The organism is Streptomyces wuyuanensis (genome assembly GCF_900103455.1).
Taxonomy (GTDB): Bacteria; Actinomycetota; Actinomycetes; order Streptomycetales; family Streptomycetaceae; genus Streptomyces; species Streptomyces wuyuanensis.
In genome coordinates this window covers 37,066-62,590 of record NZ_FNHI01000026.1, presented here as the reverse complement: position 1 = coordinate 62,590, position 25,525 = coordinate 37,066, and the positions used below count along the sequence as shown (strand labels likewise).

Annotated in this window: 23 protein-coding genes; 9 read left to right on the top strand and 14 right to left on the bottom strand. The window is 69.6% G+C overall.

The window, feature by feature from the left end; all coding sequences use genetic code 11:
• Positions 1–52: 52 nt before the first annotated feature.
• Entirely contained in the window at positions 53–733 is a 681-nt protein-coding gene (locus tag BLT82_RS30500; RefSeq protein WP_143041565.1) for a TetR/AcrR family transcriptional regulator, read from the bottom strand.
• A gap of 111 nt (positions 734–844) precedes the next feature.
• Between BLT82_RS30500 and BLT82_RS30495 the strand changes: the two genes are divergently transcribed.
• The 6 genes from BLT82_RS30495 (at position 845) to BLT82_RS30470 (ending at position 8,261) form a co-directional block, all read left to right on the top strand.
• Positions 845–1,333 (top strand): ATP-binding protein, encoded by a 489-nt coding sequence (locus BLT82_RS30495; RefSeq protein ID WP_093660674.1) that lies wholly within the window; start codon positions 845–847, stop codon positions 1,331–1,333.
• 324 nt (positions 1,334–1,657) lie between these two features.
• On the top strand, positions 1,658–2,260 hold the full coding sequence (locus BLT82_RS30490) for a TetR/AcrR family transcriptional regulator (RefSeq protein WP_093660672.1): 603 nt from the start codon (positions 1,658–1,660) through the stop codon (positions 2,258–2,260).
• 114 nt (positions 2,261–2,374) lie between these two features.
• Positions 2,375–3,298, top strand: coding sequence for a TauD/TfdA dioxygenase family protein (locus BLT82_RS30485; RefSeq protein ID WP_093660670.1), 924 nt, complete (start codon positions 2,375–2,377; stop codon positions 3,296–3,298).
• Positions 3,299–3,348: 50 nt separating this feature from the next.
• Entirely contained in the window at positions 3,349–4,707 is a 1,359-nt protein-coding gene (locus tag BLT82_RS30480) for an MFS transporter (RefSeq protein ID WP_208868091.1), read from the top strand.
• A gap of 104 nt (positions 4,708–4,811) precedes the next feature.
• On the top strand, positions 4,812–6,518 hold the full coding sequence (locus BLT82_RS30475) for an aldehyde dehydrogenase family protein (protein WP_093660668.1): 1,707 nt from the start codon (positions 4,812–4,814) through the stop codon (positions 6,516–6,518).
• 156 nt (positions 6,519–6,674) lie between these two features.
• Positions 6,675–8,261, top strand: coding sequence for a long-chain-fatty-acid--CoA ligase (locus tag BLT82_RS30470; RefSeq protein ID WP_093660666.1), 1,587 nt, complete (start codon positions 6,675–6,677; stop codon positions 8,259–8,261).
• A gap of 385 nt (positions 8,262–8,646) precedes the next feature.
• On the opposite strand, the gene BLT82_RS30465 is transcribed toward BLT82_RS30470, so the two are convergent.
• From BLT82_RS30465 to BLT82_RS30425, 8 genes are all read right to left on the bottom strand, one after another.
• Positions 8,647–9,510, bottom strand: a complete 864-nt coding sequence (locus BLT82_RS30465) for a MurR/RpiR family transcriptional regulator (RefSeq protein WP_093660664.1) — start codon at positions 9,508–9,510, stop codon at positions 8,647–8,649.
• A 115-nt stretch (positions 9,511–9,625) separates the two neighbouring features.
• Positions 9,626–10,918 (bottom strand): cyanophycinase, encoded by a 1,293-nt coding sequence (locus BLT82_RS30460; protein WP_093660662.1) that lies wholly within the window; start codon positions 10,916–10,918, stop codon positions 9,626–9,628.
• A 77-nt stretch (positions 10,919–10,995) separates the two neighbouring features.
• Positions 10,996–12,228, bottom strand: a complete 1,233-nt coding sequence (locus BLT82_RS30455; RefSeq protein ID WP_093660660.1) for a M20 family metallopeptidase — start codon at positions 12,226–12,228, stop codon at positions 10,996–10,998.
• Complete coding sequence (locus BLT82_RS30450; RefSeq protein WP_093660778.1) at positions 12,225–12,977, bottom strand: amino acid ABC transporter ATP-binding protein; 753 nt, start codon at positions 12,975–12,977, stop codon at positions 12,225–12,227. Before BLT82_RS30450 ends, BLT82_RS30455 begins: the two co-directional genes overlap by 4 nt.
• 32 nt (positions 12,978–13,009) lie before the next feature.
• Positions 13,010–13,987: an amino acid ABC transporter permease gene (locus BLT82_RS30445; RefSeq protein ID WP_093660658.1), complete on the bottom strand. Its 978-nt coding sequence runs from the start codon at positions 13,985–13,987 to the stop codon at positions 13,010–13,012.
• Positions 13,988–13,989: 2 nt separating this feature from the next.
• The gene (locus BLT82_RS30440) at positions 13,990–14,937 is read right to left on the bottom strand and encodes an ABC transporter substrate-binding protein (protein ID WP_244529764.1); all 948 of its coding nucleotides are present in this window, start codon (positions 14,935–14,937) and stop codon (positions 13,990–13,992) included.
• 733 nt (positions 14,938–15,670) lie between these two features.
• Complete coding sequence (locus tag BLT82_RS30430) at positions 15,671–16,306, bottom strand: NAD(P)-dependent oxidoreductase (RefSeq protein WP_093660654.1); 636 nt, start codon at positions 16,304–16,306, stop codon at positions 15,671–15,673.
• Positions 16,307–16,333: 27 nt separating this feature from the next.
• Positions 16,334–16,807, bottom strand: coding sequence for a VOC family protein (locus BLT82_RS30425; protein WP_093660652.1), 474 nt, complete (start codon positions 16,805–16,807; stop codon positions 16,334–16,336).
• 590 nt (positions 16,808–17,397) lie between these two features.
• Here BLT82_RS30425 and BLT82_RS30420 point away from each other — a divergent pair.
• A complete protein-coding gene (locus BLT82_RS30420) occupies positions 17,398–19,770 on the top strand; it encodes a glycoside hydrolase family 65 protein (RefSeq protein WP_093660650.1) in 2,373 nt (790 codons plus the stop codon).
• Positions 19,771–19,917: 147 nt separating this feature from the next.
• Here BLT82_RS30420 and BLT82_RS30415 read toward each other — a convergent pair whose 3' ends face one another.
• The 3 genes from BLT82_RS30415 to BLT82_RS30405 form a co-directional block, all read right to left on the bottom strand.
• Positions 19,918–20,415 (bottom strand): dirigent protein, encoded by a 498-nt coding sequence (locus tag BLT82_RS30415; protein WP_143041564.1) that lies wholly within the window; start codon positions 20,413–20,415, stop codon positions 19,918–19,920.
• Between the two features lie 630 nt (positions 20,416–21,045).
• On the bottom strand, positions 21,046–21,318 hold the full coding sequence (locus tag BLT82_RS30410; protein ID WP_093660646.1) for a DUF3253 domain-containing protein: 273 nt from the start codon (positions 21,316–21,318) through the stop codon (positions 21,046–21,048).
• Positions 21,319–21,564: 246 nt separating this feature from the next.
• Positions 21,565–22,197 carry a TetR/AcrR family transcriptional regulator gene (locus BLT82_RS30405; RefSeq protein ID WP_093660644.1) on the bottom strand — a complete coding sequence of 211 codons (633 nt, stop codon included), beginning with the start codon at positions 22,195–22,197 and terminating at the stop codon, positions 21,565–21,567.
• 249 nt (positions 22,198–22,446) lie between these two features.
• Here BLT82_RS30405 and BLT82_RS30400 point away from each other — a divergent pair, with 249 nt between their 5' ends.
• A complete protein-coding gene (locus BLT82_RS30400; RefSeq protein WP_093660642.1) occupies positions 22,447–23,910 on the top strand; it encodes an amidase family protein in 1,464 nt (487 codons plus the stop codon).
• Positions 23,911–24,279: 369 nt separating this feature from the next.
• Here the strand turns inward: BLT82_RS30400 and BLT82_RS30395 are convergent, their stop codons facing one another.
• Positions 24,280–24,657, bottom strand: coding sequence for a fic family toxin-antitoxin system, toxin component (locus BLT82_RS30395; RefSeq protein ID WP_093660640.1), 378 nt, complete (start codon positions 24,655–24,657; stop codon positions 24,280–24,282).
• Positions 24,657–24,896, bottom strand: coding sequence for a hypothetical protein (locus tag BLT82_RS30390; protein WP_093660638.1), 240 nt, complete (start codon positions 24,894–24,896; stop codon positions 24,657–24,659). Before BLT82_RS30390 ends, BLT82_RS30395 begins: the two co-directional genes overlap by 1 nt.
• Positions 24,897–25,245: 349 nt before the next feature.
• Between BLT82_RS30390 and BLT82_RS36925 the strand changes: the two genes are divergently transcribed.
• Positions 25,246–25,524: a class I SAM-dependent methyltransferase gene (locus tag BLT82_RS36925; RefSeq protein WP_143041563.1), complete on the top strand. Its 279-nt coding sequence runs from the start codon at positions 25,246–25,248 to the stop codon at positions 25,522–25,524.
• Position 25,525: the final 1 nt, after the last annotated feature.

The following is a 25,525-nucleotide window of genomic DNA, read 5'->3' as shown; positions in this document are numbered from 1 at the left end:
GACGACACGGGGTCGCTGCGCCGGCCCGGGCCGTCCTCCCGGCGCGCTCCGCTCACTCGCCTGCGTCGAGGGCGTCGGCGAGGTGCGGGTCGATGTGTCTGAGCGCCGCCACGGCGAACTGGGTCGTGAACTCGGCGGCCGATGCCGGATTCAGCGAGTCCGAGACGAGCGTGTACCTCGCACCCTCGACGACCAAGCCGACGACGAAGGAGGCGCAGAGCTCGGCACTCGTCCCCCAGGTGCCACGGCCGTGGCGCTTGGTGAAGTACCGGATCCGGCGCGTGATCTCCCGGGAGGCGGCCGACATCAGCCGTTGCCTGGCCTCGGCCGCCGACCCCGTCGCGTGCGCGCCGAAGAGCAGCCGGAATCTCGCCGGATGAACGTCCGCGTAATCGAAGAACGAGGCCACGCCGGCGCGCACCTGCTGTTCGAGCGGGAGATCGGCCGCGGCCGCGTAGGCCTCGAAGAGCGCACTCGCCAGGGTGTCGGCTGCGAGGTCGGCGCATCTGCCGAACAGGTCCTCCTTGCTGCCGAAGTGTGCGTACAGCGTGGGTTTGGTGGATCTCGCACGTACGGCAACGACGTCCATCGTCGCCGCGTGGAATCCGGCCTCGCTGAAGACCGCGGCGGCCGCGTCCAGCATCTCGTCGTCGGTCGGGCGGGCCGCAGGGGGGCGGCGACGGCCCGTTGGACGCCGTGGCGCGGAGCCGGCCTCGGGCGGGTGGTCAGCCATGACCACCACTTTACTTCCGGGTAAACCGAGATTACGGTTTACTCCGTAGTAAATGCGGATGTGAACGACTCCCTGACTGGAGAAACCGGCCAGGGCCTTGTGGAGGCTTTCATGCACCACACTCACCTCATACGGCCCGCCGCGACCGCCGCAACGCGCCCCGTCCCCGCCGCGTCCATGGGATTCGCCCCCGACCGGGAGCTGACCGTCGCCGGCCCCTGGCGGCTCCCACGGACCCCCGACGCCTGTGGCCAGGCCCGGAGTGCGGTGTGCGGCGTCCTGGCCGACTGGGGCCTGGACCACCTTGCGGACACGGCCGAACTCCTGGTCAGCGAACTGGTCGGCAATGCGCTGCTGCACGCGTACGGTTCCGTCTCCCTCACCGTGGTACGCCGTGAGGTCATTTGTTGCCAGGTCCGCGACGGCAGCCGGAAACTGCCGCAGCTCCGTCCGGCGCAGACCACCGACGAATTCGGCCGCGGCCTGCGTTTGGTTGACCTGATGGCGAGCAAATGGGGAGCCGCCCCCACACCCTGGGGCAAGGAAGTCTGGTTCGAACTTCCGGAAGCGCCGGATCCCCTCGGTGGAGGGTGGGACTGAGCGAGGCGCCCGCGCCTGAGGTGGTGTACGGGTTCGACCTGATCCGGGGTTTGCTCCGGCGTCGGGGTGAGCCCCGCACAGACGAACGGCCACGGGCTGATCTTTCAGGACGACCAGGTGGGGGCTCGGTGCACCGTTGATGCGGGGCCGATGAACGGAGGCCCGGCCCTGGGCCCGGACTGACGGACGTGATCGACAGGTGGGTCTCCCATGTCCGGGAGCCCTGCGTGATCGCGGGCTGTCACGGCGCCGGCAAGGTGGGCAGCAGTGGCATCGCGCGCACCCCCGGTCCGACGTGGTCGGGCGAGATCGTAGGCTCTTGGCATGGCGGGTACACAGTCGCGCGGGGCGGAGCGGGGGCCGGGACGGCCGCGGGAGGAGCGGGTCACCGGGGCGGTCCTGAACGCGGTCGTCGACCTGGTCACCGAACAGGGTATCGGGGCCGTCACGATGGATGCCGTCGCCGCACGCGCCGGCGTGAGCAAACCCGCCATCTACCGGCGATGGCCCACCAAGCAGGACCTGATCATCGCCGCTGCCGAGACCCGAATCGGCGTCCTGTCGGTACCTGATCTGGGCGACTTCCGTGCGGAACTCCGTTTGATACTCACCACTCGTCTGGAGGCGTACCGCCTGCCGGGATCGGACCGGCTGATCGCGGGCCTGATCGGCGCGGCGGCCGAGACGGGCGCGGTGCGGGGCCAGTACGTGGAGTACACCGAGCGGATCACGAGCGAGACCAGGCGCATCCTGGAGCGCGGGATCGCGCGTGGTGAGGTGCGGCCCGACACCGATGTCCGGGCCGCGGCGACCCTGGTGGCCGCACCGCTGCTCTTCCGGCTGATCGTCGAGCAGGAGCTGCCCGACGCGGCGCTGGTGGACACGCTGGTGGACCTCGTCAGCCGCGCGGTCCGCTCGGCCGCCTGAGCGGTCTCCCGCCCCGGATCGCCGGCTCCAATTTCGATGCCTGCGGACCCTTGTCTCCGCGCACCCCAATAACGATACTTCCAGTAACGATTTCCCCCCCGTTACGGAGGACTCATGGACAACGTCGTGACCGCCCCCGCCCCCACGCTCGACAAGCCCCTGATGCACTACGGGAAGCGCACGCTCGAGCGCATCGCGCCCGGCATGCCCCAGCCCGACTACCGGCTCCTGGACGTCTGCCCGCTCACCCCGCACATCGGCGCCGAGATCGAGGGCGTCGACCTCTCGCTCCCGATCGGCGAGGACCTCGCGGAGGAGATCAGGCAGGCCCTGCTGGAGTGGAAGGTGCTGTTCTTCCGCGATCAGCACGCCTTCGACCCGCAGTCCCAGCTCGCTTTCGCCGGCCTCTGGGGCGAGCCGGAGCCCAACCCCTTCTTCCCCAAGGGCGACACCGTCGGCGTCTCCCGTCTGGCCAAGGACGCGATGGCCATCGGCACCGAGAACATCTGGCACAGCGACCACTCGTTCATGGCCGCGCCGGCACTCGGCTCCGTCCTGCGTGCCGTCGAGGTCCCGTCCGCGGGCGGCGACACCATGTGGGCGGACATGTCGGCCGCTTACGACAACCTCTCCGAGGCCATGAAGGCCCGGATCGAGGGCCTCACCGCAGTGCACGACTGGGTGCCGAGCTGGGGCTGCCTCATGACCGAGAGCCAGATCGCCGCGCACCGCGAGAACCTGCCGGCCGTCGAGCACCCAGTGGTCGTCCGCCACCCGCGCACAGGCCGCAAGCTCCTCTACGTCAACGAGCCCTTCACCACGCGGATCGTCGGACTGTCGGACCCCGAGAGCCGCGAACTGCTCGAGGAACTCGTCCTCCAGGCCCGGATCCCCGAGTACCAGGTGCGCTTCCGCTGGCAGCCGGGCTCCGTCGCGATCTGGGACAACATCGCCACCCAGCACTACGCAATCAGCGACTACTTCCCGCAGCGCCGTGTCATGGAGCGCATCGCAATCGCCGGCGTCCCGCTGTCCTGAGCAGGCAGGCACCGGCCCTCCCCTCCCCATCCAGCCTCCGCGGAGCCCTTGTGACCGACACCGAAGTCGCACCCGCTGTGCCCGTCGGCATCCCGAAGCCGACGAACGGATCGAGACGCCGAGCGTGGATCGTCACCGCGCTGCTCGTCGTCTTCATGATGATCAATTTCGCCGACAAGTCCGTGCTCGGTCTGGCCGCAGACCAGATCCGCGAGGACCTCGGCCTGTCCGCAGCGGCGTTCGGACTCGCCAACAGCGCCTTCTTCCTGCTGTTCTCGGTCTGCGGCGCCGCGGTGGGGCTGCTCGCCGACCGCATACGGCCCAAGTGGCTGCTGCTGGCGATGGCCGTTCTGTGGTCCGTCTCCCAGGCTCCGCTGGCCGTGGGCGGAGGGTTCGCGGTGCTCATCGCCTCGCGTGTCCTCCTCGGCGCCGCCGAGGGGCCCGCCTTCCCCGTCGCCCAGCAGGCCACCCTGTCCTGGTTCCCCAATCACCGACGGAACCTGCCCGGGGCGCTGATCGTGCTGGGGGTCACCCTGGGAGTCCTGGTCGCCGCTCCCGTACTGACGTGGGTGATCCACCACCACGGCTGGCGCTCGGCCGTCGCCGTGGTGGCGCTCGCCGGTGTGGTGTGGGCTCTGCTGTGGATCCCCTTCGGCGGAGAGGGACCGTACGCAGCCGCGTCGGACAAGGGCTCCCCGGCCTCGGCCGGCCCCGGCGACGGGACGGGGACGGGTGAGGGGGCGGGGGCCGGAACCGGGACGGGCCCGGCCCGGCACAGGACGCCGTACCGCCGGATCCTCGCCACCCGTACCTGGATCGGTGCAACGACCGCCTACTTCGGTACCTACTGGGTCATCGCCTTCGCCCTGGTCTGGCTCCCTTCCTACCTCCACGACGGGCTGGGCTACTCCTCGGCCGCGTCCACCCGGTTGCTGATGCTGTTCTGGGGTCTGAGCGGCGTCGTCGTGCTCGGACAGGCGGGGCTGACCGGATGGCTGCTGCGCCGCGGGATCGCGAGCCGGTGGGCCCGTGGCAGGGTCGGCGGAATCCTTCTGCTCATCGGCGCCGCAGCATGCCTGGCCCTGCCGTCGGCCCCGGCCGGTGCCGCGTCCGTCGTGCTTCTGGTCGCCGGATTCGGGCTCGCCGGAGCGATGGGCAGCGTCGCCGCCACCACTGTCGCAGAGCTGGTCCCGGCCGATCGCCGGGGCGGCGCCCTGGGCATCATGAACGCCGTGGTGACCATCGCCGGTCTGATCGCCCCGACACTGATCGGGCGCCTCGTGGACACCCATGGAGCGGGAGGTTACCCGTACGCGGTCCTCATCACCGGTGGCGTGCTGCTGCTGAGCGGAACCGCCGCCGTCACGCTGATCGACCCGGACCGCGACGCGCGCCTGCTGTCCGCGTGACGACGCACCCTCGTCCGGTCATCCGTGCGCCCGGGGCCGGTCGCCCGCACATCGCCGGGAAGCAGCCCCAACCGCCCGGCTCCCGACCTTCCACAGGGAATGACATGAACACCAGCACCCTCGACACCTCCTTCCTCGACCGCACCGTGACCGACGTACGCGGCAGCGCCGAGTCCTGGTCCGCCACCCCGCTCACCGAACGCATCGCCCTCCTGGAGCGCCTGCTGCCGCGCGTGGTCTCCCGTGCCCCCGAGCTGGCCGCGGCCGGTGCCCGCGCGAAGGGGTACGCCCCCGATTCCCCGTGGGCCGCCGAGGACTGGATCGGCGGGCCGTGGGCCCTGGCGCAGAACGCCGCGGCGTATCTGCACGTGCTGCGGCGGATCGCCGCGGGCAAGGATCCCGTCGGCGCCGAGGCCGTCCACGAGGAGGACGGCCGCACGCGGGTCGACGTCTTCCCCGCCACCGGCTGGGACACCCTCCTGTTCAACGGCTTCACGGCCCAGGTGTGGATGCGCCCCGGCACCACCGCCGAGCAGGCACGGAGACGTGCGGCGGGCGAGTACCGGAACAGGCCCGGCCGCCCGGCCGTGGCTCTGGTGCTCGGGGCCGGCAACGTCGCCGCCATCACCGCGCTGGACATCCTGCACAAGCTCTACGCCGAGGGCCAGGTCGTCATCGCCAAGATGAACCCGGTCAACGACTATCTACGTCCCCACTTCGAGTACGTCTTCGCCGAGTTCGCCGAACGCGGCTGGGTGCGTTTCGTCGACGGCGGTGCGGCCGAAGGCGGCTACCTCGCCGCCCACGGGGACGTGGACGCCGTTCACGTCACCGGCAGCGACCGCACCCACGACGCCATCGTCTGGGGCACCGACGAGGAAGCCGAGCAGCGCCGCCGTGACGACCGGCCGCTGCTGGACAAGCCCTTCACCAGTGAACTGGGCGGTGTCAGCCCCTGCATCGTGGTGCCGGGGCCCTGGAGCGACGCCGACTTCCGCTTCCAGGCCGAACACATCGTCACCAGCAAAATGAACAACTCCGGGCACAACTGCATCGCCAGCCAGATTCTGGTTCTGCCGCGCGACTGGGACGGCACCGAGCGGCTCCTGGCAGAGATCCGGCGGCTGCTGCGCGAACTGCCTCCGCGCACCGACTACTACCCGGGCGCCGGCGGGCGCCTCGCCTCCGTCCTCGCCGCCCACCCGCAGGCGGAGACTCACGGCGACGGCTGCCGGCTGCTCGTCCCCGACATCACCGACCACGACGACATCCTCATCACCGAGGAGGTCTTCGGCAGCGCGCTGGGCGTCGTACGCCTGCCCGGACAGGCTCCGGCCGCATTCCTGCGCGACGCCGTCGACTTCGCCAACGACACTCTCCCGGGCACGCTCGGCGCCACTCTGATCGTCCACCCGAGGACCGAGAAAGCCCACCGGGAGGCGGTGCGCAGCGCGATCGCCGACCTGCGCTACGGCACCTTGGGCGTCAACTGCTGGTCGGCGGTCGGCTTCCTGCTCGGCTTCACACCGTGGGGCGCCCACCCCGGGCACAACCGCCAGGAAATCGGCAGCGGCATCGGCTTCGTGCACAACGCCTTCATGCTCGAGGACATCGAGAAGACCGTGCTGCGCGCCCCGTTCACGCCCGCTCCGCGTGGTCTGGTCACGGGCGACCCGTCACTGTCCCCTCGCCCGCCGTACTTCGTCACCAACCGCACCGCACTGACCACCGTGGAGCGCGTCACCCGCTTCACGGCCGCGCCCAGCGTGATGAAACTGCCCGCTCTCCTCGTATCCGCGTTGCGGGGCTGACTTCTTCGCGCCTGGTGCAGGGATCGGTTCAGCGCAGCGCACCAGGATGTTCCGCCCGCGCACTGCCCTTGCCGTGACGTGCCGTTCCACGGACCGGCTCCGGTGGCCGATTCCTCTTTCCGCCGCTTCCACCGACACACCCCACGGAGACCTCACATGCTGAATCTCGCCGTCGCGCTGGAGAACAGTGCCCGTGCCGTGCCCGACCGCACGGCAGTCGTGCTGGGCGACCAGCGGCTGACCTATGCGGAGCTGGACGCGTCGGCCCGCCGCGTGGCCGGCCTGCTCCGCTCACGCGGCATCGGGCCGGGCGACAAGGTCGCGCTGTCCTGCCCGAACGTGCCGTGGTTCCCGGTCGTCTACTACGGCATCCTCAAGGCCGGCGCGGTCGTCGTCCCCCTCAACGTGCTGCTCAAGGGCCGGGAGATCGCGTACCACCTGGCCGACTCCGAGGCCAAGGCCTACTTCTGCTTCGAGGGCGGCGCCGAGCTCCCGCTGGGGCAGGAGGGCTGGGCAGGCTTCGGCGAGACGCCGGGCTGCGAGCACTTCTTCCTGATGCCCGCCACCCCCACCGAGGACTCCCCGATCACGGGCGCCGAGACCCTGACGGCGGCGCTGGCCGGGCAGAGCACGGACTTCGAGACGGTGGCGACCGAGTCCGGTGACACGGCGGTCATCCTCTACACCTCCGGCACCACGGGCCGGCCCAAGGGCGCCGAGCTCACCCACTCCAACCTGATGCTCAACGTGCTGACCTGCCACAAGCTCTTCGGCGAGATCGAGCACGACGTGCATCTGATCGCCCTGCCGCTGTTCCACTCCTTCGGCCAGGTCGTTCAGATGAACGCCGGCCTCGCCTCAGGGGCGACGCTGGTGCTGCTGCCGCGCTTCGACGCCCGGGCCGCCCTGGCCCTGATGCAGCGCCATGCTGTCACCTTCTTCGCGGGCGTCCCCACGATGTACTGGGCCCTGCTCGAAGAAGAAGGGTCCGACCTCGACCTGCCGCGGATCGCCGAGAATCTGCGCATGGCCGGCTCGGGGGGCTCGGCGCTCCCGGTCGAGATCCACCGCCGTTTCGCCGAGCGGTTCGGCGTCACCATTCTGGAGGGGTACGGCCTGTCGGAGACCAGCCCGGTGGCCACGTTCTCGCCGCGCGGCGAGAAGGTGCGGCCGGGCTCCATCGGACGCCCGGTGTGGGGCGTGGAGGTGGACCTGGTCGGCAAGGACTGGACCCCGGTCCAGGGTGCCGACGCGATCGGCGAGATCGTCATCCGCGGGCACAACGTGATGAAGGGCTACTTCAACCGGCCCGAGGCGACCGCCGACGTGATGCGCGACGGCTGGTTCCGCACCGGTGACCTGGCCCGCCGGGACGCCGACGGGTGGCTCTACATCGTCGACCGCGCCAAGGACATGATCATCCGCGGCGGTTTCAACGTCTACCCGCGGGAGATCGAAGAGGTGCTCCTCACCCATCCCGCCGTGAGCATGGCGGCCGTCATCGGCCTGCCGCACGAGCGTCACGGTGAGGAGATCAAGGCCTGCGTGGTCCTCGCTCCGGGAGCGACCCTCTCCGAGGAGGAGCTGATCGATTGGTGCAAGGAGGAGATGGCCGGCTACAAGTACCCCCGCCTGGTGGAGTTCTTCGCGGTACTGCCCACGAACGCCACCGGCAAGATCCTCAAGCGCGAGCTCCGGGACGCGGGCACCGTGGATGCCGCCGCGATCGAGGGGGCCCGATGAGTGCGCTGCCCGGCGACGTCGACCACGTCGTCGTCGGAGCCGGCCCGGCCGAGCCGCGCTTGCCGGAAGGCTGACCGAGAGGGGCGCGGCCTCGGTCTTGCTTTTGGAGGCGGGCGGCCCGGACGAGAAGGCGGCCGTCCACATCGCCGCCGCCTTCTCCACACTGGAAAGAGGCGCTGAACCAGTTCTCAATGTTCTTCGAGGACCGGCTCAGCATCCAGTGAAATCAGGCCGCTTACACAAGATCGCTGACACGTCCGTGACGGCACAACTCCTGTGGTGCCGCACGGTGTCCGACGTACCGGCGCTGACTTCGCGAAGTGCACCGCTCCGAGCCCGTCGGCGAGCCGACCGAGAGGTCCTGAACAGCGACGCGCAGGTTCGGTTACACCAGCCCGGTACGGCGGGCGATGTCCTCGGTGTGCCTCATGTGCTGATGGGCCTCGTCGCCGAGCGCCGTGATGAGGCCCGCGACGACGGTCTCGATGACGGCGAGGGTGGGCACGAGGCTGTCGTACGGGGAGGGGGTGGTGACCTGGCTGGGCAGGACGACCTCGGCGTGCGCGCTGGTGGGTGAGAGCCAGGTGTCGGTGAAGACGACGACCTTGCCGCCTCGTTCCTGCGCGAGCTGAGCGAGGGCCGTCTTGTCGCTCTCGTAGCGGCGGTAGTCGAGGACGACGAGGACGTCGCGACGGCCGAGCCGGGCCAGCGCGGCGGCGCGTTCGACGTCACGTTCGGGCAGGATGTGGACGTCGTCTCGCAGCTGCATCAGGTGCAGGCCGAGGTACTGGGCGAGCAGGTGAGTGAACCGGCCGCCGACCAGGGTGATCCGGCGCTTGCGGTCGGACAGCAGCGTGATGGCCCGTTCGAGGTCGTGCGGTGGGGTCTCGGCCATGGTCTGGGCCACGGCGGTGGTGAACAGCCTGCTGCTGCGGGCCATGAGGCCCGCGGCCGAGTCGTCGCCGGGGGCGTCCTCCGTCTCCTCGTACAGGGACAGTGGCGAGGCGTTGCGCTGGTCGAGTTCGGCGCGTAGGGCAGCCTGGAACTCCGGGAACCCGCTGTAACCGAGGCGGGCGACGAAGCGCAGGACCGTGGGCGCGCTGACGGCGGCACGTTCGGCGATCGTGGCGACCGTCTCGAAGCCCGCCGCCGGGTAGGCGGCAAGGAGCACCCGCGCGACCTTCCGCTCGGCGGGGCTGAGAGTGCCCAGCTTGAGGCGGATGTCGTCGGCGAGGGTGCCGGAGGTCATGAGGGCTCCTTTCGGACCTTGTGTGCGCCGGTGCCGAGCCTAATGCCCGAGCGGGCGGCTCGGGTCGGCCGGGCGTGCCGGCCGGCCCGAGCCGCCGACGGGGTCGGGAACGCGGTTACCGGGGTGCGATGTCGATGCGCAGTCCGACCAGGGACTGCGCGGTGGTGCCGTCGCTCGTCCAGGCGGTGAAGCCCGGCCGCTTCGTGAAGGTGACCGTGAAGCGGGGAGCGCTCTCGTAGGTGGTGGCGGTGGCAGTGCGCTGGTCGCGGGTGGCGGCGAGTGCTGCGGCGGTGCTGAGGAAGGAGTACGGGACACCGGCCGGGTTGTCGGCCGAGTGGAAGACGTCGTTGTTGGCGGGCACGGGAGACGCGCCGCTCGGGGTCAGCGGGCGCTTGCCGGGAGCCGGGCGGGCGGCCCAGCGGCGGGCGTCGTAGCGGTCGCCGTCGGTGAGGTGGGTGTACCTGGCTCCGCTCAGCGTCCAGCCGTCCCGTGTGGTGCGGGCGCAGGCGTCGCGCAGGTCGAGGATGCCGATGCCGTTGGTGCCGAGGACGGTCATGGACTCGTCGCGTGTGCCCGGCTGGTCGACGACGAGGGCGCTGTTCTCCTGCAGGGCGTAGACCCGGTCGTGACCGGTGTCCGCGGTCAGGCGCAGGGCCCGGCCCTCCCTGCCGTAGGCGCCGGTGTGGGTGTCGACGAGCCCGGAGCGAAGGAAGCCGAAACCGCCCGCGGGAAGGTAGCCGAGCCGGGTGGGGTCGTCGAAGTAGCCGGCCGCGCTGCCGTCCCGCAGGCCCTGGTAGGACTCGCCGCCGGTGACCATGTCGCGCCCGGCGGCGATCTGGGCGCCCGCGGAGGTACCGGCGACGACGGCGCCGTCCGCGAGCTTGGCCCGTATGGCGGCGAGCACCTTGGAGTCGGTGTGCCGGTCGCCGTGCAGGAGGGTGGTGACGTAGCGGTACTGGTCGCCGCCGCCGAAGAAGAACCCGGTCATGGAGTTGATCTGGTCGACGACGGTGTCGGAGTCGGCGTTGGCGACGTGGTCGAGGTCAACGGGGATCCACTGGGCATCGGCCGCGCCGTGCTTCTCGAACAGCCCGGCGTAGTAGGCGCCGTTGCAGGCCGAGTTGCTGCACCGGTCGGGGTCGTTCGCGTGCGGGTCCCGGCTCTCGGGCACGGAGGCGGCGGTGAGGACACCGATACGGGCGCGGGAGCCACCGGCCCGCTCGATGATCTCCCCGTACACCTGGGTGTTGTTCTCCTTCAGCGCGCCGCCGATCAGGACCAGGGAGCCCGCCGCCCGGCCGGCGTCGGGGCGCGTGGTCGCCTGGGCGGCCGCCGGAGCGGCGGTGAGGGCGAGGGCGGTGGCGGCGGCGAGGAAGTGGCGCCGACCGGGTCGAGGACGCTCGCGCATGGTGTCTCCTTGGGTGGTCTCGGACGTCGGTGTGGGGCCGGGCCCTCGGCCGGGATGCACGGCCGAGGGCCCGGCGGTCATGCGTCGCCGTCGCCGAGCGCGGTGATCAGCGAGGCCAGCAGGGCGATGCGCTCGGGCACGGTCGCGGTGTCGAGCCACTCCTGCGGGCTGTGGTCGGCGCCGCCGACCGGACCGAGGCCGTCCAGGACCGGAACGCCCGTGCCGGCGATCAGGTTGGCGTCGCCGACGCCGCCGGTGGCCGTGGCGCCGAGGGTGAACCCGAGCGCGGCGGCCGCCTGCTGGGCGACGGCGAACATCCGGTGCGTCGCCGCGGTCGCCTCCATCGGCGGGCATTCGTCGAGTTGTTCGACCGTCACGGTGGTGCCGGGCACTGTGGGGCGTGCGGCTGCGTCTTCGATGGCCCACCTCACGGTGCGGACGTCGACGGCCGTGGCCGCGCGTACCTCCAGGCGGAGTTCGGCCTCGGGGCAGACGATGTTGGGGCGTTGGCCGGCCCGGACGACGCCGACGTTGACGGTGACGCCGTCCCAGCGCCCGTTGAGGGCCTGCAGAGCCACGACGAGGTGAGCCGCGGCGAGGGCCGCGTTGGCGCCGCGCTCGGGTTCGATGCCGGCGTGGGCGGCGCGGCCGGTGACGGTGAGCCGGAAGTCGGCGACGCCCTTGCGGGCGACCACCAGATCTCCGTTCTCGCGCGCGCACTCCAGGCCGAGGGCGTAGTGCATGTCGCGCGCGACCTCCTCGGTGATTGGCCGGCTGACCGGGGAGCCGATCTCCTCGTCAGGGGTTGCCAGGAACACCAACTCGGCGTACTCCGACGTCCCTTGCTCCTGGAGCAGTTCAATCGCGGTCAGACCGGCCAGCAATCCGCCCTTGTCGTCGCTGACTCCGGGCCCGTGCGCGTGTGTGCCGTCGAGGGTGAACGGCCGCTCGGCGGCGGTCCCGTCCTCGAACACGGTGTCCATGTGGGCGACGAGCAGGATCCTGCGCCCGCCGTCTGCCTCCGCGAGGCGGCCCGCCTTGCGGGCGACGAGTACGTCGCCTGTGCGGAGGGCGTCAGAGGGCGCGCCGGCGGCGGCAGGCGGCCGGATCCGTTCGACGGCGAATCCTCGTGACGTCAGGCGCGCCTGCACCCAGTCGGCGACCGCGTTGACCCCGTCGGGGCTGTACGAGCCGGAGTCGATGGCCACGAGTTCGGCGAGGTCGTACAGGTAGTGCTGAAGACGGCTGCGGGCCGGGCCGAGCAGGTCGGCGGGGTGGGGGCGGGGCCGCTGCCGGGAGGGGGCGCTCACAGGACCTTCGACAGGAACGCGCGGGTACGTTCCTGTTCGGGGTTGACCAGAAGCTGCCGTGGGTCGCCGGCCTCGACGATGACTCCCTCGTCCATGAAGACCGCCGTGTCGCCCACTTCGCGGGCGAAGCCGATCTCGTGGGTGACGACGACCATCGTCATCCCCTCGTCGGCCAACTGCCGCATCACGTCGAGGACATCGCCGACGAGTTCCGGGTCGAGGGCGGAGGTCGGCTCGTCGAACAGCATCAGCTTGGGTTTCATCGCGAGGGCGCGGGCGATGGCCACGCGCTGCTGCTGGCCGCCGGAGAGCTCGGAGGGGTAGTGGCCGGCGCGGTCGGCTAGGCCGACCCGCTCCAGCAGCTGCACGGCCTCCTCGCGGGCCTGTGCCCTGGCCACGCCGGCGACGCGCACAGGTGCCTCGATGACGTTGTCCAGCGCTGTCATGTGCGGGAAGAGGTTGAAACGCTGGAACACCATGCCGATGTCGCGGCGCCGCTCGGCCACTTCCCGTTCCCGCAGTTCGTGCAGCTTTCCGCCGTGCTGGCGGTAGCCGACGAGTTCGCCGTCGACGGTGAGCCGGCCGCCGTCGACCTTCTCGAGGTGGTTGATGCAGCGCAGGAAGGTGGACTTGCCCGAGCCGGACGGACCGAGCAGGCAGCACACACTGCCGCGCCGGACGGTGAGGTCGATGCCCTTGAGGACCTCCAGCCTGCCGTAGTGCTTGCGCACGCCCTCCGCGTGCACCAGCGGCACGCCCTCGACGTGCTCCGTGGGGGCGCTCACCGGCCCGCCTCCTTGTTCATGACGCGGTTGCCGACGCGCGCGGTCCGGGCCGTTCCGCCGAGCAGGCGCTGCAGGGGGGACACCTGCTGGGCCTGGGCGGTGCCGCGCCCGTAGCGGCGCTCCAGCCAGGCCTGAGGGATTCCGAGCAGGGTCACCAGGGCGAGGTACCACAGGCTTGCGACGACGAGCATGGGGATGACCTGGTAGTTCTGGGCGTACACGTCCTGGATGTTGGACATCAGGTCGTGGGCGGAGATGACCGAGACCAGGGCGGTCATCTTCAGCATGTTGATGGTCTCGTTGCCCATCGGGGGGGTGATGACGCGCATCGCCTGGGGCAGCACGATCCGGCGCATGGTGAGGGCGGGACGCATGCCCAGCGAGTGCGCTGCCTCGGTCTGCCCCGTGTCGACGGACTGGATACCGGCGCGCACGATCTCGGAGGCGTAGGCGGCCTCGTTGAGCCCGAGGGCGAGCAGTGCCGCGACGGCCGGGGTCAGCAGGGAGTTCGTCTCGGCCCGGAAGAAGGTGATGTCGGTGAACGGGATGCCGATCATCACGTACTTGTACAGGGCAGCCGCGTACCCCCAGAAGATGATCTGCACGAGCAGCGGAGTGCCGCGGAAGATCCACACGAAGAAGGTGGCGAGCCCGTAGAGGACGGGGCTGGAGGACAGCCGCATGACCGCGATCAGCGTGCCCAGGGCGAGTCCGAGGACCATGGCGGCGGCGGTCAGCCACAGGGTGGTGAACAGGCCGTCGAAGATGAGGTCGGCGAAGAGGTACTGACCAACGATGTCCCAGCGCAGGTTGTCGTTCCCGGCCAGCGAGCCGACCAGTCCGACCAGGGCGGCCAAGGACGCCGCGGCGGCCACCCAGCGGCCGTGGTTGCGCACCGGCACGACGACGAGATCGTCCGCCGTGAGGCCGTGGGCGGGCGCGGCGGTGTCCCGGGATGTCTTCAGCTCGACCATGCTCAGTCGACCGCCGCGTTCTTGGTGGCTTCCTTCACGGCGATGGAGGCGACGCCGTACTTCTCGAAGATCTTGGTCGCGGTGCCGTCGTCTATCAGGGCCTGGAGGGCCCTCCGGATCGCGTCGGTCAGTTCGGGCAGCTTCTTGCTGACGGCGATGCCGTTGGGCGAGGCGTTGTAGCCGCCGGGTGCGGCAGGGTCCTCGACGAGGTCGAAGGTCGTGCCGTCGTCGGCGGTCTTGGCGGTCCAGCCGGCGGCAGGCTTGGTCAGCACCTGGGCGACGACCTTGCCGGAGCGCAGGGCGAGTTGGGCGTCGGAGTCCTTGGGGAAGGTCTGGATGTCGATCTGGCCGCCGCCGGCCTTCCTGCACTCGGCCTGGTGGCTCTTGAGCAGGTCGAGCTGGTTGGTGGCGGCCTGCACGGCCACCTTCTTCCCGCACAGGTCGTCCACGGTGGCGATGTTCTCGGGGTTGCCCTCGGCGACGAGGATGCCGGAGCCGGACTGCGAGTAGTCGACGAAGTCGACGACCTTCTGCCTCTCCTTGTTGTCGGTGATGGCCGACATCGCCGCGTGGAACCTGCCGGCCTGGATGGCCGGGACGATCCCGTCGAACTTCTGCGGGGTGAAGGTGAACGGCACGCCCAGCTTGGCGCCCAGGGCTTGGCCGAGGTCGTAGTCGAGGCCCGTGAGCTCGCTCTCGCCCTCCTTGACGTACATCTCGAAGGGCGGGTACGGCACATCGGTGGCGACCTTGACGGTGCCCGCGTCCTTGATCTCCTCGGGCAGCGCGTCGTGCAGCGCGGGATCCTTCTCGATCTTGACGCCGGCGACGATGACGCTACCGCTCGCGGCCGGTGCGGAGTCGTCGCCGCCGGAGCAGGCGGTGAGCGCGGTAAAGGCGGTGGTCACTACGGCGGCGGCCGCCAGGCGGCGGACCGTGTGAGGGTTCATGGGGGATCGGACCTCTCGGATGACGTGGCCGGCGGAGGTGCCGCCGACCGCGCTCCGGAAGTTACAGAATGCCTCACAAGTTGGCTAGATGTATCGCACGTTACGTTCGTGTAACGCGCCGTCCGACGCCCCCTTTCGCTTCCGCATCTGCCTGTTCACCTCGAATTTCTCCAGAAGTGCCGGGTTCTGCGGAGCGGATCGCGTGATACATCTGCCAGGCTGGAGTGCTCGTTTGTACCGTCTGCTAGCACCCTTCGACTCGACTCTTGAGGATTCATGTCCCGACGACCGGGACACCGCGGGCGGCGAAAGGGGGTCAGGCCGGTGAGCGCGCCCGCTTCTACGGCGAGGTCGTGGCCGCCAAAGAAGAAGATCGTTGCTGGCGTCGTGCTCGCTGGCGGGCGCAGGCCGGGCTCGACCGCGCCCACGGTGCCGAGACCAGCCGCGTCAACGCCGCCGCGGACGCCTGGTCTCCCTCGACGACCAACTGGCCACGCTCCTGCGGGACAGGGCCCCGGATGAGCGAGCCGCTCCGCGTAGAATCCGGTGCCAGGTGCCGTTCCGCTGCCATCGGAGGAACAGGTCGTAGGCCCGGCTCCAGGGTCCGTACTCGACAGGGACGTCCCGCCGCGACGGACCGGCCGCCCAGCCCCGTAGAGCAGATGGAGTCCCATCCCCAGGCCCTGACCCGGCCGACGCACGTGGCAAAGCCGGCCGGGCCCATGGCGTGCCGTCAGTACGCGAACGTGATCCGGCTGCGCGGATGCGCGTTGCTCTCCAGTTCCTCCACACAAGCGGCCGCGTAGTCCTCCGCGCTGATACGGCTGCGTCCCTCGGCGTCGACCAGCAGCTCGTCCCCGCCGACGCGGGAGTTGCCGGTCCGCGTCCCCGGAGCGATCTCGGCCGGCGGGGACACGTTGGTCCACTCAAGATCCTCCACGGTGCGGTAGAAGGCGAGGGCATCGCGGTGCGCCAGCGCCACACCGAGAAGATCGGCGGGGAAGACGGGCTGCACGACCAGCTCCTCACCCGGCGCCACCAGCAGACTCCCCGCACCGCCGACCACCAGGAGCCGGGAGATCCCCGCGGCCCGCGTGGCGTCGACCACAGCGCGGTTCAGGGCCACGAAGCGCTCCCGCTGCTCGCCGCCGTCGCCCGACGGCGCCAGCGCCGAGACGACCGCGTCGTGCCCGGCGGCCAGCTCCGCGATACGGCCCGAGTCGGCCGCGTCCGCAGCGGTCGCCGTCACCCCCGGCACCGGAGGCCTGCCGGAGCGACTGACGCACGTCACCTGGTGGCCCCGGTCGACTGCCTCGGCGGCGATCCGGCTGCCGATCATGCCGGTGGCGCCCAGCAACACGAACTTCATGTACGACTCCTGTTCGGTGATGTGCCCTCAGCGGCCGGGGAACCGCTCCGTGATCTCCTGCAGCACCCAGCCGTTGCCGTCCGGGTCGGCGAACGAGGCGAATGAGGAGTAGGTGTTGCCCTCCGGGTGGCGGCCCGCCAGCCGTTCCTGGCCGGGAAGGTTGTGGGTGACGTCCCCGCGCTCGTGACCGTGGAACAGCACGCCGTTCGCGTCGTGGAAGACGTCGCTGACGTCGATGCCCCGGTCGGCGAGCTCGGCCCGGGCCGCGTTGATGTCGGAGACGATGAGGTACAGGCCCTGCACCGAGCCGGGCTCGGCGGCGGTCATCCCCTCCCCGAACATGATCGAGCACCCGGAGCCGGGCGGGGTGAAGTGCACGCACCGGAAGTCGGTGCTGGGACCCGTGTCGAGATCCAGACGGAAGCCCAGCTTGTCGTAGAAGGCCTTGGCCCGGTCGGTGTCGGAGACGGGAAGCACGAGCACTTCGAGCTTCAGATCCATGAGGGTGTCCTTGCGTGTGAGCGGTGGAGCTGTGTCTACCGTGTTCGACCGCCGGTCACACTGCGGCGCGCACATGGCGGTGGCGCGCAACCGCACGTTTGGCTGCCTTGGTCGCGACCGGGGGCCGCTCGCAAGGGCGAGCCCGGACTGGCCTCCCTCCGGTTCACGCCGCTGACGGCCCACGCCATGCGTTGCTTCCCAGCCGGTCCAGCGGGCTGCTGCCTCGCGGGAGCGTCCGCCCCGGACGCCGCCTTCCTGCGGGGCGAGTCGACCGGTGTACGAATCGTCCTGTCCTCCTCTGTTGCGGCGCATCGCAGCCGGGAGGATCGTGGGATACGCGCTCGGGCGAAGAGGCGATCACGCCTTGATGGGCTCGTCGCCGCGGAAGGGCGCGGGAGTCCCGCACCCCGACACGCTTGCGGACGCTGCCCACGACTTTGGCTCCACGGCCTTGGGTGCGGCCGACTTGCACATCAGGGGCGTGGCGCTTCGACTCAATCGTCGGAGTCGACCGGGCCGGTCAAGGAGACGCCATACCCGCCCACCGCGCCGTCGTCGTCGTGCGCATCGCAGAACCGAGGGACCGGGGAATGTTCACAGAGCCCTGCTTCTCCGTGGACCACTGGAGTCTGAAGGAGTCACCGCTCAAACTGGACCTGCTGCCGCAGAGCGAGTCGGTGTTCGCGCTGGCCAACGGTCACCTCGGCTGGCGGGGCAACCTCGACGAGGGCGAGCCGCACGGGATACCCGGCTCGTACCTCAACGGGCTCTACGAGGCGCACCCCCTGCCGTACCCAGAAGGAGGATACGGCTATCCGGAGTCCGGTCAGACGGCGATCAACGTCACGAACGGCAAGGTGCTCCGGCTGCTGGTCGGCGATGAACCCTTCGATCTGCGCTACGGCAGGCTCCACAGCCACGAGCGCACACTGGACCTGCGTTCCGGCCTGCTGCTCCGCCACTGCGAATGGACTTCGCCCGCCGGCTCCACCGTGCGTGTGCACTCCACCCGGCTGGTCTCCTTCACCCAGCGTGCGATCGCGGCCGTCGCCTACGAGGTGGAGGCCGTCGACGCCCCGGTGCGCGTCGTCGTCCAGTCGGAACTCATCGCCAACGAACAGCTTCCGGCGGTCTCGGGCGATCCCCGCACAGCGGCAGTCCTGGAGTCGCCCCTCGAGTCCGAGGAGAACCGCACGATGGGCAACCGTCTCCTGCTGGTGCACTCCACTCGCATGAGCAAGCTCCGCATGGCGACCGCGGCCGACCACACCGTCGACGGACCCGCCGGGACGCGAACCAGCAGCGAGAGCACTGCGGACGTCGCACGCCTGACCGTCACCTCCCGACTGGGAGCCGGCGAGAAACTGCGGATCGAGAAGCTGGTCGCCTACGGCTGGTCGGGCACGCGGTCGCTTCCCGCAGTGCGAGACCAGGTCGAAGCGGCGCTCGCGGCGGCGAGCAGCACACGCTGGGAGGGCCTGGTGGAGGAACAGCGGGACTACCTGCAGGACTTCTGGGCACGGTCCGATGTCGAGGTCGACGGCGACGACGAACTTCAGCAGGCCGTCCGATTCGCCCTGTTCCATGTGCTGCAGGCCGGTGCGCGTGCCGAACAGCGTCCCATCCCCGGCAAAGGGCTCACGGGGACGGGGTACGACGGGCACACCTTCTGGGACACCGAGACCTTCGTGTTGCCGCTGCTCACGTACACCTCGCCGGGCGCCGTGGTCGAAGCGCTGCGCTGGCGGCAGAGCACGCTTGCGGCAGCGCGCAACCGCGCACGCCAACTCGGGTTGCGCGGGGCCGCGTTCCCGTGGAGGACCATTGACGGATCGGAATGCAGCGCCTACTGGCCGGCCGGTACCGCGGCCTTCCACATCAACGCTGACATCGCCGATTCGGTCATACGCTATGTCTCCGCGACAGGCGACGAGGATTTCGCCCGCAGCAGCGGTCTGGAACTGCTCGTGGAGACCGCCCGGCTCTGGATGTCGTTGGGCCATCACGACCAGCGAGGAGCATTCCACATCGACGGCGTCACCGGGCCGGACGAGTACAGCGCAATCGTCAACGACAACACCTACACCAACCTCATGGCGGCGAGGAACCTTCGCGGGGCCGCGCACGCAGTCGACCGTTACCCCGACGAGGCGGCGGACCTGAGCGTGGAGGACGAGGAAGCCGCAGCTTGGCGTGCCGCCGCGGAGTCGATGCATGTCCCCTACAACGCGGACCTGGGGGTGCACGAGCAGCACGCCGGGTCCACCGACCGCCAACCGTGGGACTTCGCCGCAACCCATCCTGACCAGTACCCCTTGATGTTCAACTTTCCGTACTTCGACATCTATCGGAAGCAGGTCGTGAAGCAGGCCGACCTGGTGCTGGCGATGTGCACCTGCGGCGAGTGCTTCGACGCGGAGCACAAGGCGCGCAACTTCGGATACTACGAATCCTTCACCGTGCGTGACTCCTCCCTTTCCGCCTGCTGCCAGGCGGTGCTTGCAGCGGAGGTAGGCCACGGCCACATGGCTTACGAGTACGCGATCGAAGCGGCGCTCATCGACCTCAACGACCTCCACATGAACACCCGGGACGGGCTGCACATCGCCTCGCTGGCGGGCACCTGGATGGCCCTGGTCGGCGGTTTCGGAGGCATGCGCCACTACGAGGACACCCTGGTGTTCGCACCGAGGCTGCCCCAAGAACTCAGCCGTCTGGCATTCCACATGAACATCTGGGGCCGAAGCCTGAGGGTGGAGATCACGGCCGGATACGCGACGTACCTCCTGCTCACAGGGGAGCCGATGTCGATGTGTCACCACGGCGAAGTCGTTACGCTCGCAGTCGGCTCCCCCACGAGGTGCCCCATCCCCGACGCACCCGCCCAACCGTCCCCGGACCGGCCGCCGAACTGTCGGCCCGGACGAGGCAGCCCCCGACGGGAGCACCGCCGTCCGGTCTGAATCCCGGTCCGCGCGCGGAGTTCGTGGGTCGGCTTGTCCGCGTACGGAAACCACCGGCAGATTGCGGGCGAGGAAGCGATGCAGCCGGGGCTTCGGTCTGTGCCGCGGCAACGGCACGCCCGTCGGCATGGGCCACCGACAGACCCATCAGCGCTGCAGGTGAACGGTGAAGTGCCGCTCGGTCTCACCTGCGGGGACGGTGCGGATGAAACCCTGAGCGGTGCGGAAGTCGCCCGATCCGCCTGTGATGGCTACGTCCACGGAGGACGGAGCAGGCAGGTGCAGCAACGACTGCGCGGCGAACTGCCCCTCGGGGAGCGCGAAGGTTCCCAGGCACTGGAGGGCGGCCGGACTGACCTGGGTGAAGGTACAGACCGCGCTGTGATCGCCGACCTTCTTGCCGTCACGGTAGAGGTCCTCGTGTACGATGCGTTCGTCACCCACACTGATTCCCGGCTTGCCCAGATCTACCTCGCCGGCCGAGGTCTGCTTGCCGACCAGTTCGAAAGTCTCCACCTGCTGCTTCGCGGCGGGCACACCGGCCGACGCAGACGGTGTGAGCGATGCCCCGCCTGCGAGAGCCACGGCTGCTGTCACAGCTGCGCCCAGGTATCGCGTCCTGCTTGCTTTGATGAGGTTCAGCACCTGACTGCTCCGTTTCAGTGGTCGGTGGCGTTGTTGATCACGGGGACGTCGCGGCGGGAAGCCTTGGAGCAAGGGGCCATCGCGGGTGACACTCGACATCACGCGGTGCGGTTGTCCTCATACCAGGGTCCGACTTGAAAGACCGTTTGCGTAGTGGATCAAGGTCGGGCGGTTCGTTCGTGGCCATGAACCGGATGAGCGTCACCGGCTCCGCTGACGCGAGTGCGGGCAGAGGGCGGACTCAAGAAGGACTACCGGGGGCATCCAGGGGTGGTCTACAAGAGCCGGAACGGAGCTTCCCGGCGTGACTGCCGGAACGCTACGGCCCTTGGAAGACGGACCGCACCCCTTCCGCAGCTGCGCCGCCGCCGGTGTGTTCACCTGGGCCTTGCAACGGATCCAGGCGCCGGGGCCGGTGCCGCCCGTGACATGGACTGGCTGGTTCGGATCGATTCCACCATCGCCCGTGCCACCACCAGACGCCGCCATCGTCCGAGGAGGGGAGGAGTGCTGGGTTGAGGACCCGGAAGATCACCTCGGCCGACCCCGAGGATGCCTGAGCTTGGTAGCCCGCAGGACGTGTCCCATGTGATCTCCGCGGACCGTCTGCGCGATCTCCCTCTGGGTGCGTCAGCAGGCGCGGCGGATACGAATGGGCCCTCGGGCCTTGCTCGGTTCGACGGGAAGTCCCCCCTGGGTGATCTCCACAATGCCGGCCGTGGCCAGCCGCCGGGCCGCATGGCGGGCCGGTTCCATGAGTGATCGCCAGCCGTCGTTGCCCTGCGCGTGCATCGCTCGGGCGGCCTCGGAGGGGCAGATCGTCGCCTCCGGGCCGCGGCGCTCCAGCAACTCGAGGATGACGCGTTCCAGGCGCCGAACCGTCTGTCGTTCGCTGTCTGTCACCTCATCAGTGTGGCACCGTTGCGAACTGCGGCCTCTGGACAATGGTCCCGTATCGGCTCCACCAGCAGGTCCGCCAGGGACCGGCGGGCACGGGCTCCTCACCGAGAGCCTCGGGCCGTGGTTTGCGATGTGCAGCCCCGGGGCGCGACCGTCATCACGACCTGCTGCTCGTCGCCTGCTGTGGCCCTCCAGACGGCGATGGTCCTCGTCGGTCCACTGCTGTGGCTCCGTGAACCCGCCGGATGATCATTTGCCAGACAGGCCCGGCGGGAGCTGGGAAACCGCCCTGGTCGACTGGTCGATCAACATTTCGGCAAGTTCTCGGGCGTCCCGGTACGGGAGCGTGTCGTTGAGCGAGGTGGACAGGGCGCGGGCGCCCTCGAAGAGCAAGGCGAGCTGCCGTCCGAGGGATTCGGGCTCGCGCGCGCCTGCCTCGGTGGCGGTCTTGATCAGACGCTCGGTGAACTCTCGCTTGTGACGTTCGACCAGTGCTGCGGCCTCGGGCATCGTCCCGGCCGCTTCGACGGTGGCGTTGTGCAGGGGACAGCCGCGCACGACCTTTGCCGGTGGCGAGTCGGCGAACAGCGCCAGGAGACGCTCGCGCGCGGTGAGGTCGTGGCGCTCCAGAACGGTCTCGATGTGTACGGGCCCTTCCGAGTCTGACGCGACACGTTGCAAGTAGGCGCTGACCAGTGCCTCCTTGCTCGGAAAGTGCTGGTAGAACGTGCGAGTCGACACGTGCGCCACGTCTGTCAGCTTCGCGATGCCGGTGACGTGTATGCCGTCGCGCGCGAACAGCTCGACCGCGGCGCGCAGGATGCGCTCCCGCGCTCCGCGCCCGCCTCGGGGTGCAGCGGCCGTCGTTTCACTCGTTGCCATGCCCCCAAGTATATCGATCGCTTTACCTTCCCTCGGTGTCGTGTTACCTTCAGCAAAGTACAGCGATCACTTTACTTCGTGAGGGTCTGCGCGCCACCCGGACACCACCCGTCCGGTGATCGTGTCGGCGACGACCCTCGCGATCGGAATCGCGTCCGGCGGCACGGCTGCCGATCGGGCCGGTCAGGGTGATCGGCAGGCCTCATTTGCCGCGGTGCGGGAAGAGGCCGCCCCTGAAGAGAGGTAATCATGCAAAACAAGGAAGCCCCCGTCGGCGCGGTGCCGGCATCGGGAGACAACGAACTGGCCGAACTCGGCCTAGCGGCCGCGGCCGCCGCAATCCGTGACGGCGACATCACATCCGAGGCCTACTCGGCCGCGCTTCTGCGGCGCGCATGGCGATATTCCGAACTGAATTCTTTCATCACGATCGATGAATCCGCAGTGCTGTCCGCGGCCGAACAAGCGGACAAGTCGCGCGCGGCGGGTTCCAGAGCGCCTTTCCTCGGCGTCCCCATCGGCGTGAAGGACAGCTACTCAACGCGCGATCTTCCTACAACGCTCGGTGTGAGAACCCTGGACGGTTTCACACCGGCAGAAGACGCCGACGTTGTCGGCTCCATCAAAAACGCCGGCGGTATTGTCTTCGGCAAGAACAATCTCGTGGAGATGTCCTGGGGGCTGACCGGACACAACAGCCGCTACGGACAGGTGAAGAATCCCTACGACGCTGCCCACGTGCCGGGAGGATCTTCGAGCGGCGCGGGAGCGTCTGTCGCGGCCCGCATCGTGCCTGCGGCACTCGGGGGCGACACGGTCGGCTCCATCAGGGTGCCCGCTTCGCTGTCTGGCGTGGTGGGCTTCAAGCCGACCACGGGACGGTGGCCCAGTCGTGGCATCGCGCCGGTATCGCGCACGCTCGACACGGCAGGCATCCTGGCGCGCAGTGTCGACGATGTCGCTCTGATCGACCAGGTCGTCACGAAGAATGCGGCCGCACCCCTTTCTGATCGTTCCGATCTCCAGGGGGCGCGGTTCGCTTACGCTCCCCGGCAGCACATGGAGCTGATCGATGCCGATATCGAAACGCATTTCAAGAGTGCGCTGCTGCGGCTGCAGGACGCCGGGGCCGAAGTCGTCGAGATCGATCTCGGCGAGGATTTCTCCGCGCTGACGGAACGGATAGCATGGAGTCTTTTCTTCCGGGAGACGATGGAAGCGGTGACCGAGTTCCTTCGGCAGAACGACTTCCCCGTTTCGTTCTACGGTATTTACCACGATCTCAAGCCGGAACTCAAGGGAGCGTGGGGTCATCTCGTTCTGCCGAGTGGACAGGGCTATATTTCGGAGGAGACCTACGAGGCAGCCCTGTCCGTCGATCGACCGGAACTTCAGCGCCGACTCGGCAAGATATTCACGCACAGCGGCTTCGATGCGCTGCTCTTTCCGACGACGCCCAGCCCCGCGCCGCTGATCGAGCAGCGGTCGATGTTCACGGTCGCGGGGGAAGAGGTCCGTGACCTGTTCCTCGCGAAGAATACCGTTCCGGCCAGCGGAGCCGGCCTGCCGGGCATCAGCATCCCCATTGGTCTGACCGGGCACGGCCTGCCCATCGGGCTCGAGATCGATGGCGCGCACGGTCATGACAGGAAGCTCCTCGACCTGGCGCGTCGAGTGGAATCCCTCTTCGATGCCCTGCCCGCGCCCGCGTGAACAACCGGGGCCGCATCACCCGGAGTCATCCGGACGGACGGCAGTCGGTAGTCCGTGACTCGAGCGGCCGCCCCGTGGACAGGCGCTCAGCGACGTGACGAGGACCGCCCGACTGGAGTCGGGCGATGTCGGGGTTCGCGGGGTCGCCATCGGTCGGGGCGTATTGCCAGGGCAGGCACGGACGTTCGTGATCGTTGAGGTGGCTCCGACCGATGATCATGAGGTCGCCCGTGCCTGTCCTGCTGCCTCTCTCATCCCCGCAATGCCGGTGAAGCGGCGATCCGCCGGACCCCGCCGGATCGCTGCGCTCCCACTTCGCCTCGGTGCTGGACCTGGGTACGGCGGGCCCGTGGTCTCGCACTGCGTGGTTCAGCTGGTGGTGGGCCAGGTCTGCAGGAGTGCGGCGATCTTCTTTGCAGTGCAGGCGGGGTCCAGGAGCAGGTCCTTGAGTGCGGTGGCGTCGTGGCGGGTGGGTTTGACGGTGATGCCGGAGGCTTCCAGGTACATGACGCCGGTGGCGGCCGCGACGGCGAGGTTGGAGCGTTCCAGCCATCGGCAGCGGCCCAGGGTGTGGACGAGTGCGGCTGCCCGGGCGTAGGGGCCGCCGTAGACGGGGTGCTCGAACAGCTCGGCCCGGTGGCGGGCGACGGCGGCGACCGGCACGCCGTAGTCCTCGGGTGCGGGGTCGCCGGCTCCGGCTGCTTCGGTGACCTGCAGGATCCAGGGCACGTCGATGCGCAGTTCCATCACGCGGCGCGCGCTCCGGGCGAGGTCTGCTGGGCGTCCTCGGCTTCGTCGAAGACGTCCTGGTGCTCGGCCAGGAACCGTGCTGCCGCGTCGACGGCGCGGGCGCGCAGTCCGCTGGCGTCGTCCTGCACGAGGCGGGCGAGGTAGTCCCCCACGCTCAGGCCCAGGTCGGCGGCCCGCTTCCTTGCAAGTTCCGCGACGTCTTCGTCCACCCGTGCACCGAGTTGTGTCTTCGCCATCCGGACATGGTAACAGCTGTTACCGACTCTTGACGCGGGCGGTCCACGATGCGTGCACGCTGCTCGTCGTCTGTTCGCCGTCACGCCCCAGCCCGCCCCCCCGGGATACCGCTCCGTCCCACCCCGCACATCGCGCCGTGGATCGGCGATGCCGTGGCCGTGAGCGCCCCGGGCGGGGCCGCGCCCCGCCGCCCGCTGCTGCATACGACGCGCCTCACCACTGGGCGGGGTCTCGGGCCCAGTTCGGCAGATCGGTGCCCCATGTCGTTGTTGCATGGTTCCAGTTCGTCGGTGCGCCGCCGCAGCGGACCGGGGGAGGGCATGTCGGAGCAGACCGCACGCAGGGCGATTGGGTCTCGGCGAGCCAGGGTCCGGCGTCGTAGGGGTCGACACGGGGCCCGGCGTCGAGGCCATCGGCGAGGTGGCAGGGCTGCGCGTGCTCGACCTCGGCAGCGGGCTCGGCCGGCACGCCGCCCGGCCGGTCGCCCTGGGTGCCGAGGTCACCGCCGTCGACGCCTCCCAAGCCCAGCACCAGCGTGCCCTCGCCCGCTACCCGGGCACGCCCGGCTCTGCCTGGTGTGCGCCGATGCCGTCGCCCATCTGCAGGAAGCGGCTCCCTACGACCTGAT

Excerpts from the sequence above, each read along its gene's own strand:
- BLT82_RS30500 (WP_143041565.1), bottom strand. The coding sequence starts at position 733 with ATGGCTGACCACCCGCCCGAGGCCGGCTCCGCGCCACGGCGTCCAACG.
- BLT82_RS30495 (WP_093660674.1), top strand. The coding sequence starts at position 845 with ATGCACCACACTCACCTCATACGGCCCGCCGCGACCGCCGCAACGCGC.
- BLT82_RS30490 (WP_093660672.1), top strand. The coding sequence starts at position 1,658 with ATGGCGGGTACACAGTCGCGCGGGGCGGAGCGGGGGCCGGGACGGCCG.
- BLT82_RS30485 (WP_093660670.1), top strand. The coding sequence starts at position 2,375 with ATGGACAACGTCGTGACCGCCCCCGCCCCCACGCTCGACAAGCCCCTG.
- BLT82_RS30475 (WP_093660668.1), top strand. The coding sequence starts at position 4,812 with ATGAACACCAGCACCCTCGACACCTCCTTCCTCGACCGCACCGTGACC.
- BLT82_RS30470 (WP_093660666.1), top strand. The coding sequence starts at position 6,675 with ATGCTGAATCTCGCCGTCGCGCTGGAGAACAGTGCCCGTGCCGTGCCC.
- BLT82_RS30465 (WP_093660664.1), bottom strand. The coding sequence starts at position 9,510 with ATGACCTCCGGCACCCTCGCCGACGACATCCGCCTCAAGCTGGGCACT.
- BLT82_RS30460 (WP_093660662.1), bottom strand. The coding sequence starts at position 10,918 with ATGCGCGAGCGTCCTCGACCCGGTCGGCGCCACTTCCTCGCCGCCGCC.
- BLT82_RS30445 (WP_093660658.1), bottom strand. The coding sequence starts at position 13,987 with ATGGTCGAGCTGAAGACATCCCGGGACACCGCCGCGCCCGCCCACGGC.
- BLT82_RS30440 (WP_244529764.1), bottom strand. The coding sequence starts at position 14,937 with ATGAACCCTCACACGGTCCGCCGCCTGGCGGCCGCCGCCGTAGTGACC.
- BLT82_RS30430 (WP_093660654.1), bottom strand. The coding sequence starts at position 16,306 with ATGAAGTTCGTGTTGCTGGGCGCCACCGGCATGATCGGCAGCCGGATC.
- BLT82_RS30425 (WP_093660652.1), bottom strand. The coding sequence starts at position 16,807 with ATGGATCTGAAGCTCGAAGTGCTCGTGCTTCCCGTCTCCGACACCGAC.
- BLT82_RS30420 (WP_093660650.1), top strand. The coding sequence starts at position 17,398 with ATGTTCACAGAGCCCTGCTTCTCCGTGGACCACTGGAGTCTGAAGGAG.
- BLT82_RS30405 (WP_093660644.1), bottom strand. The coding sequence starts at position 22,197 with ATGGCAACGAGTGAAACGACGGCCGCTGCACCCCGAGGCGGGCGCGGA.
- BLT82_RS30400 (WP_093660642.1), top strand. The coding sequence starts at position 22,447 with ATGCAAAACAAGGAAGCCCCCGTCGGCGCGGTGCCGGCATCGGGAGAC.
- BLT82_RS30395 (WP_093660640.1), bottom strand. The coding sequence starts at position 24,657 with ATGGAACTGCGCATCGACGTGCCCTGGATCCTGCAGGTCACCGAAGCA.
- BLT82_RS30390 (WP_093660638.1), bottom strand. The coding sequence starts at position 24,896 with ATGGCGAAGACACAACTCGGTGCACGGGTGGACGAAGACGTCGCGGAA.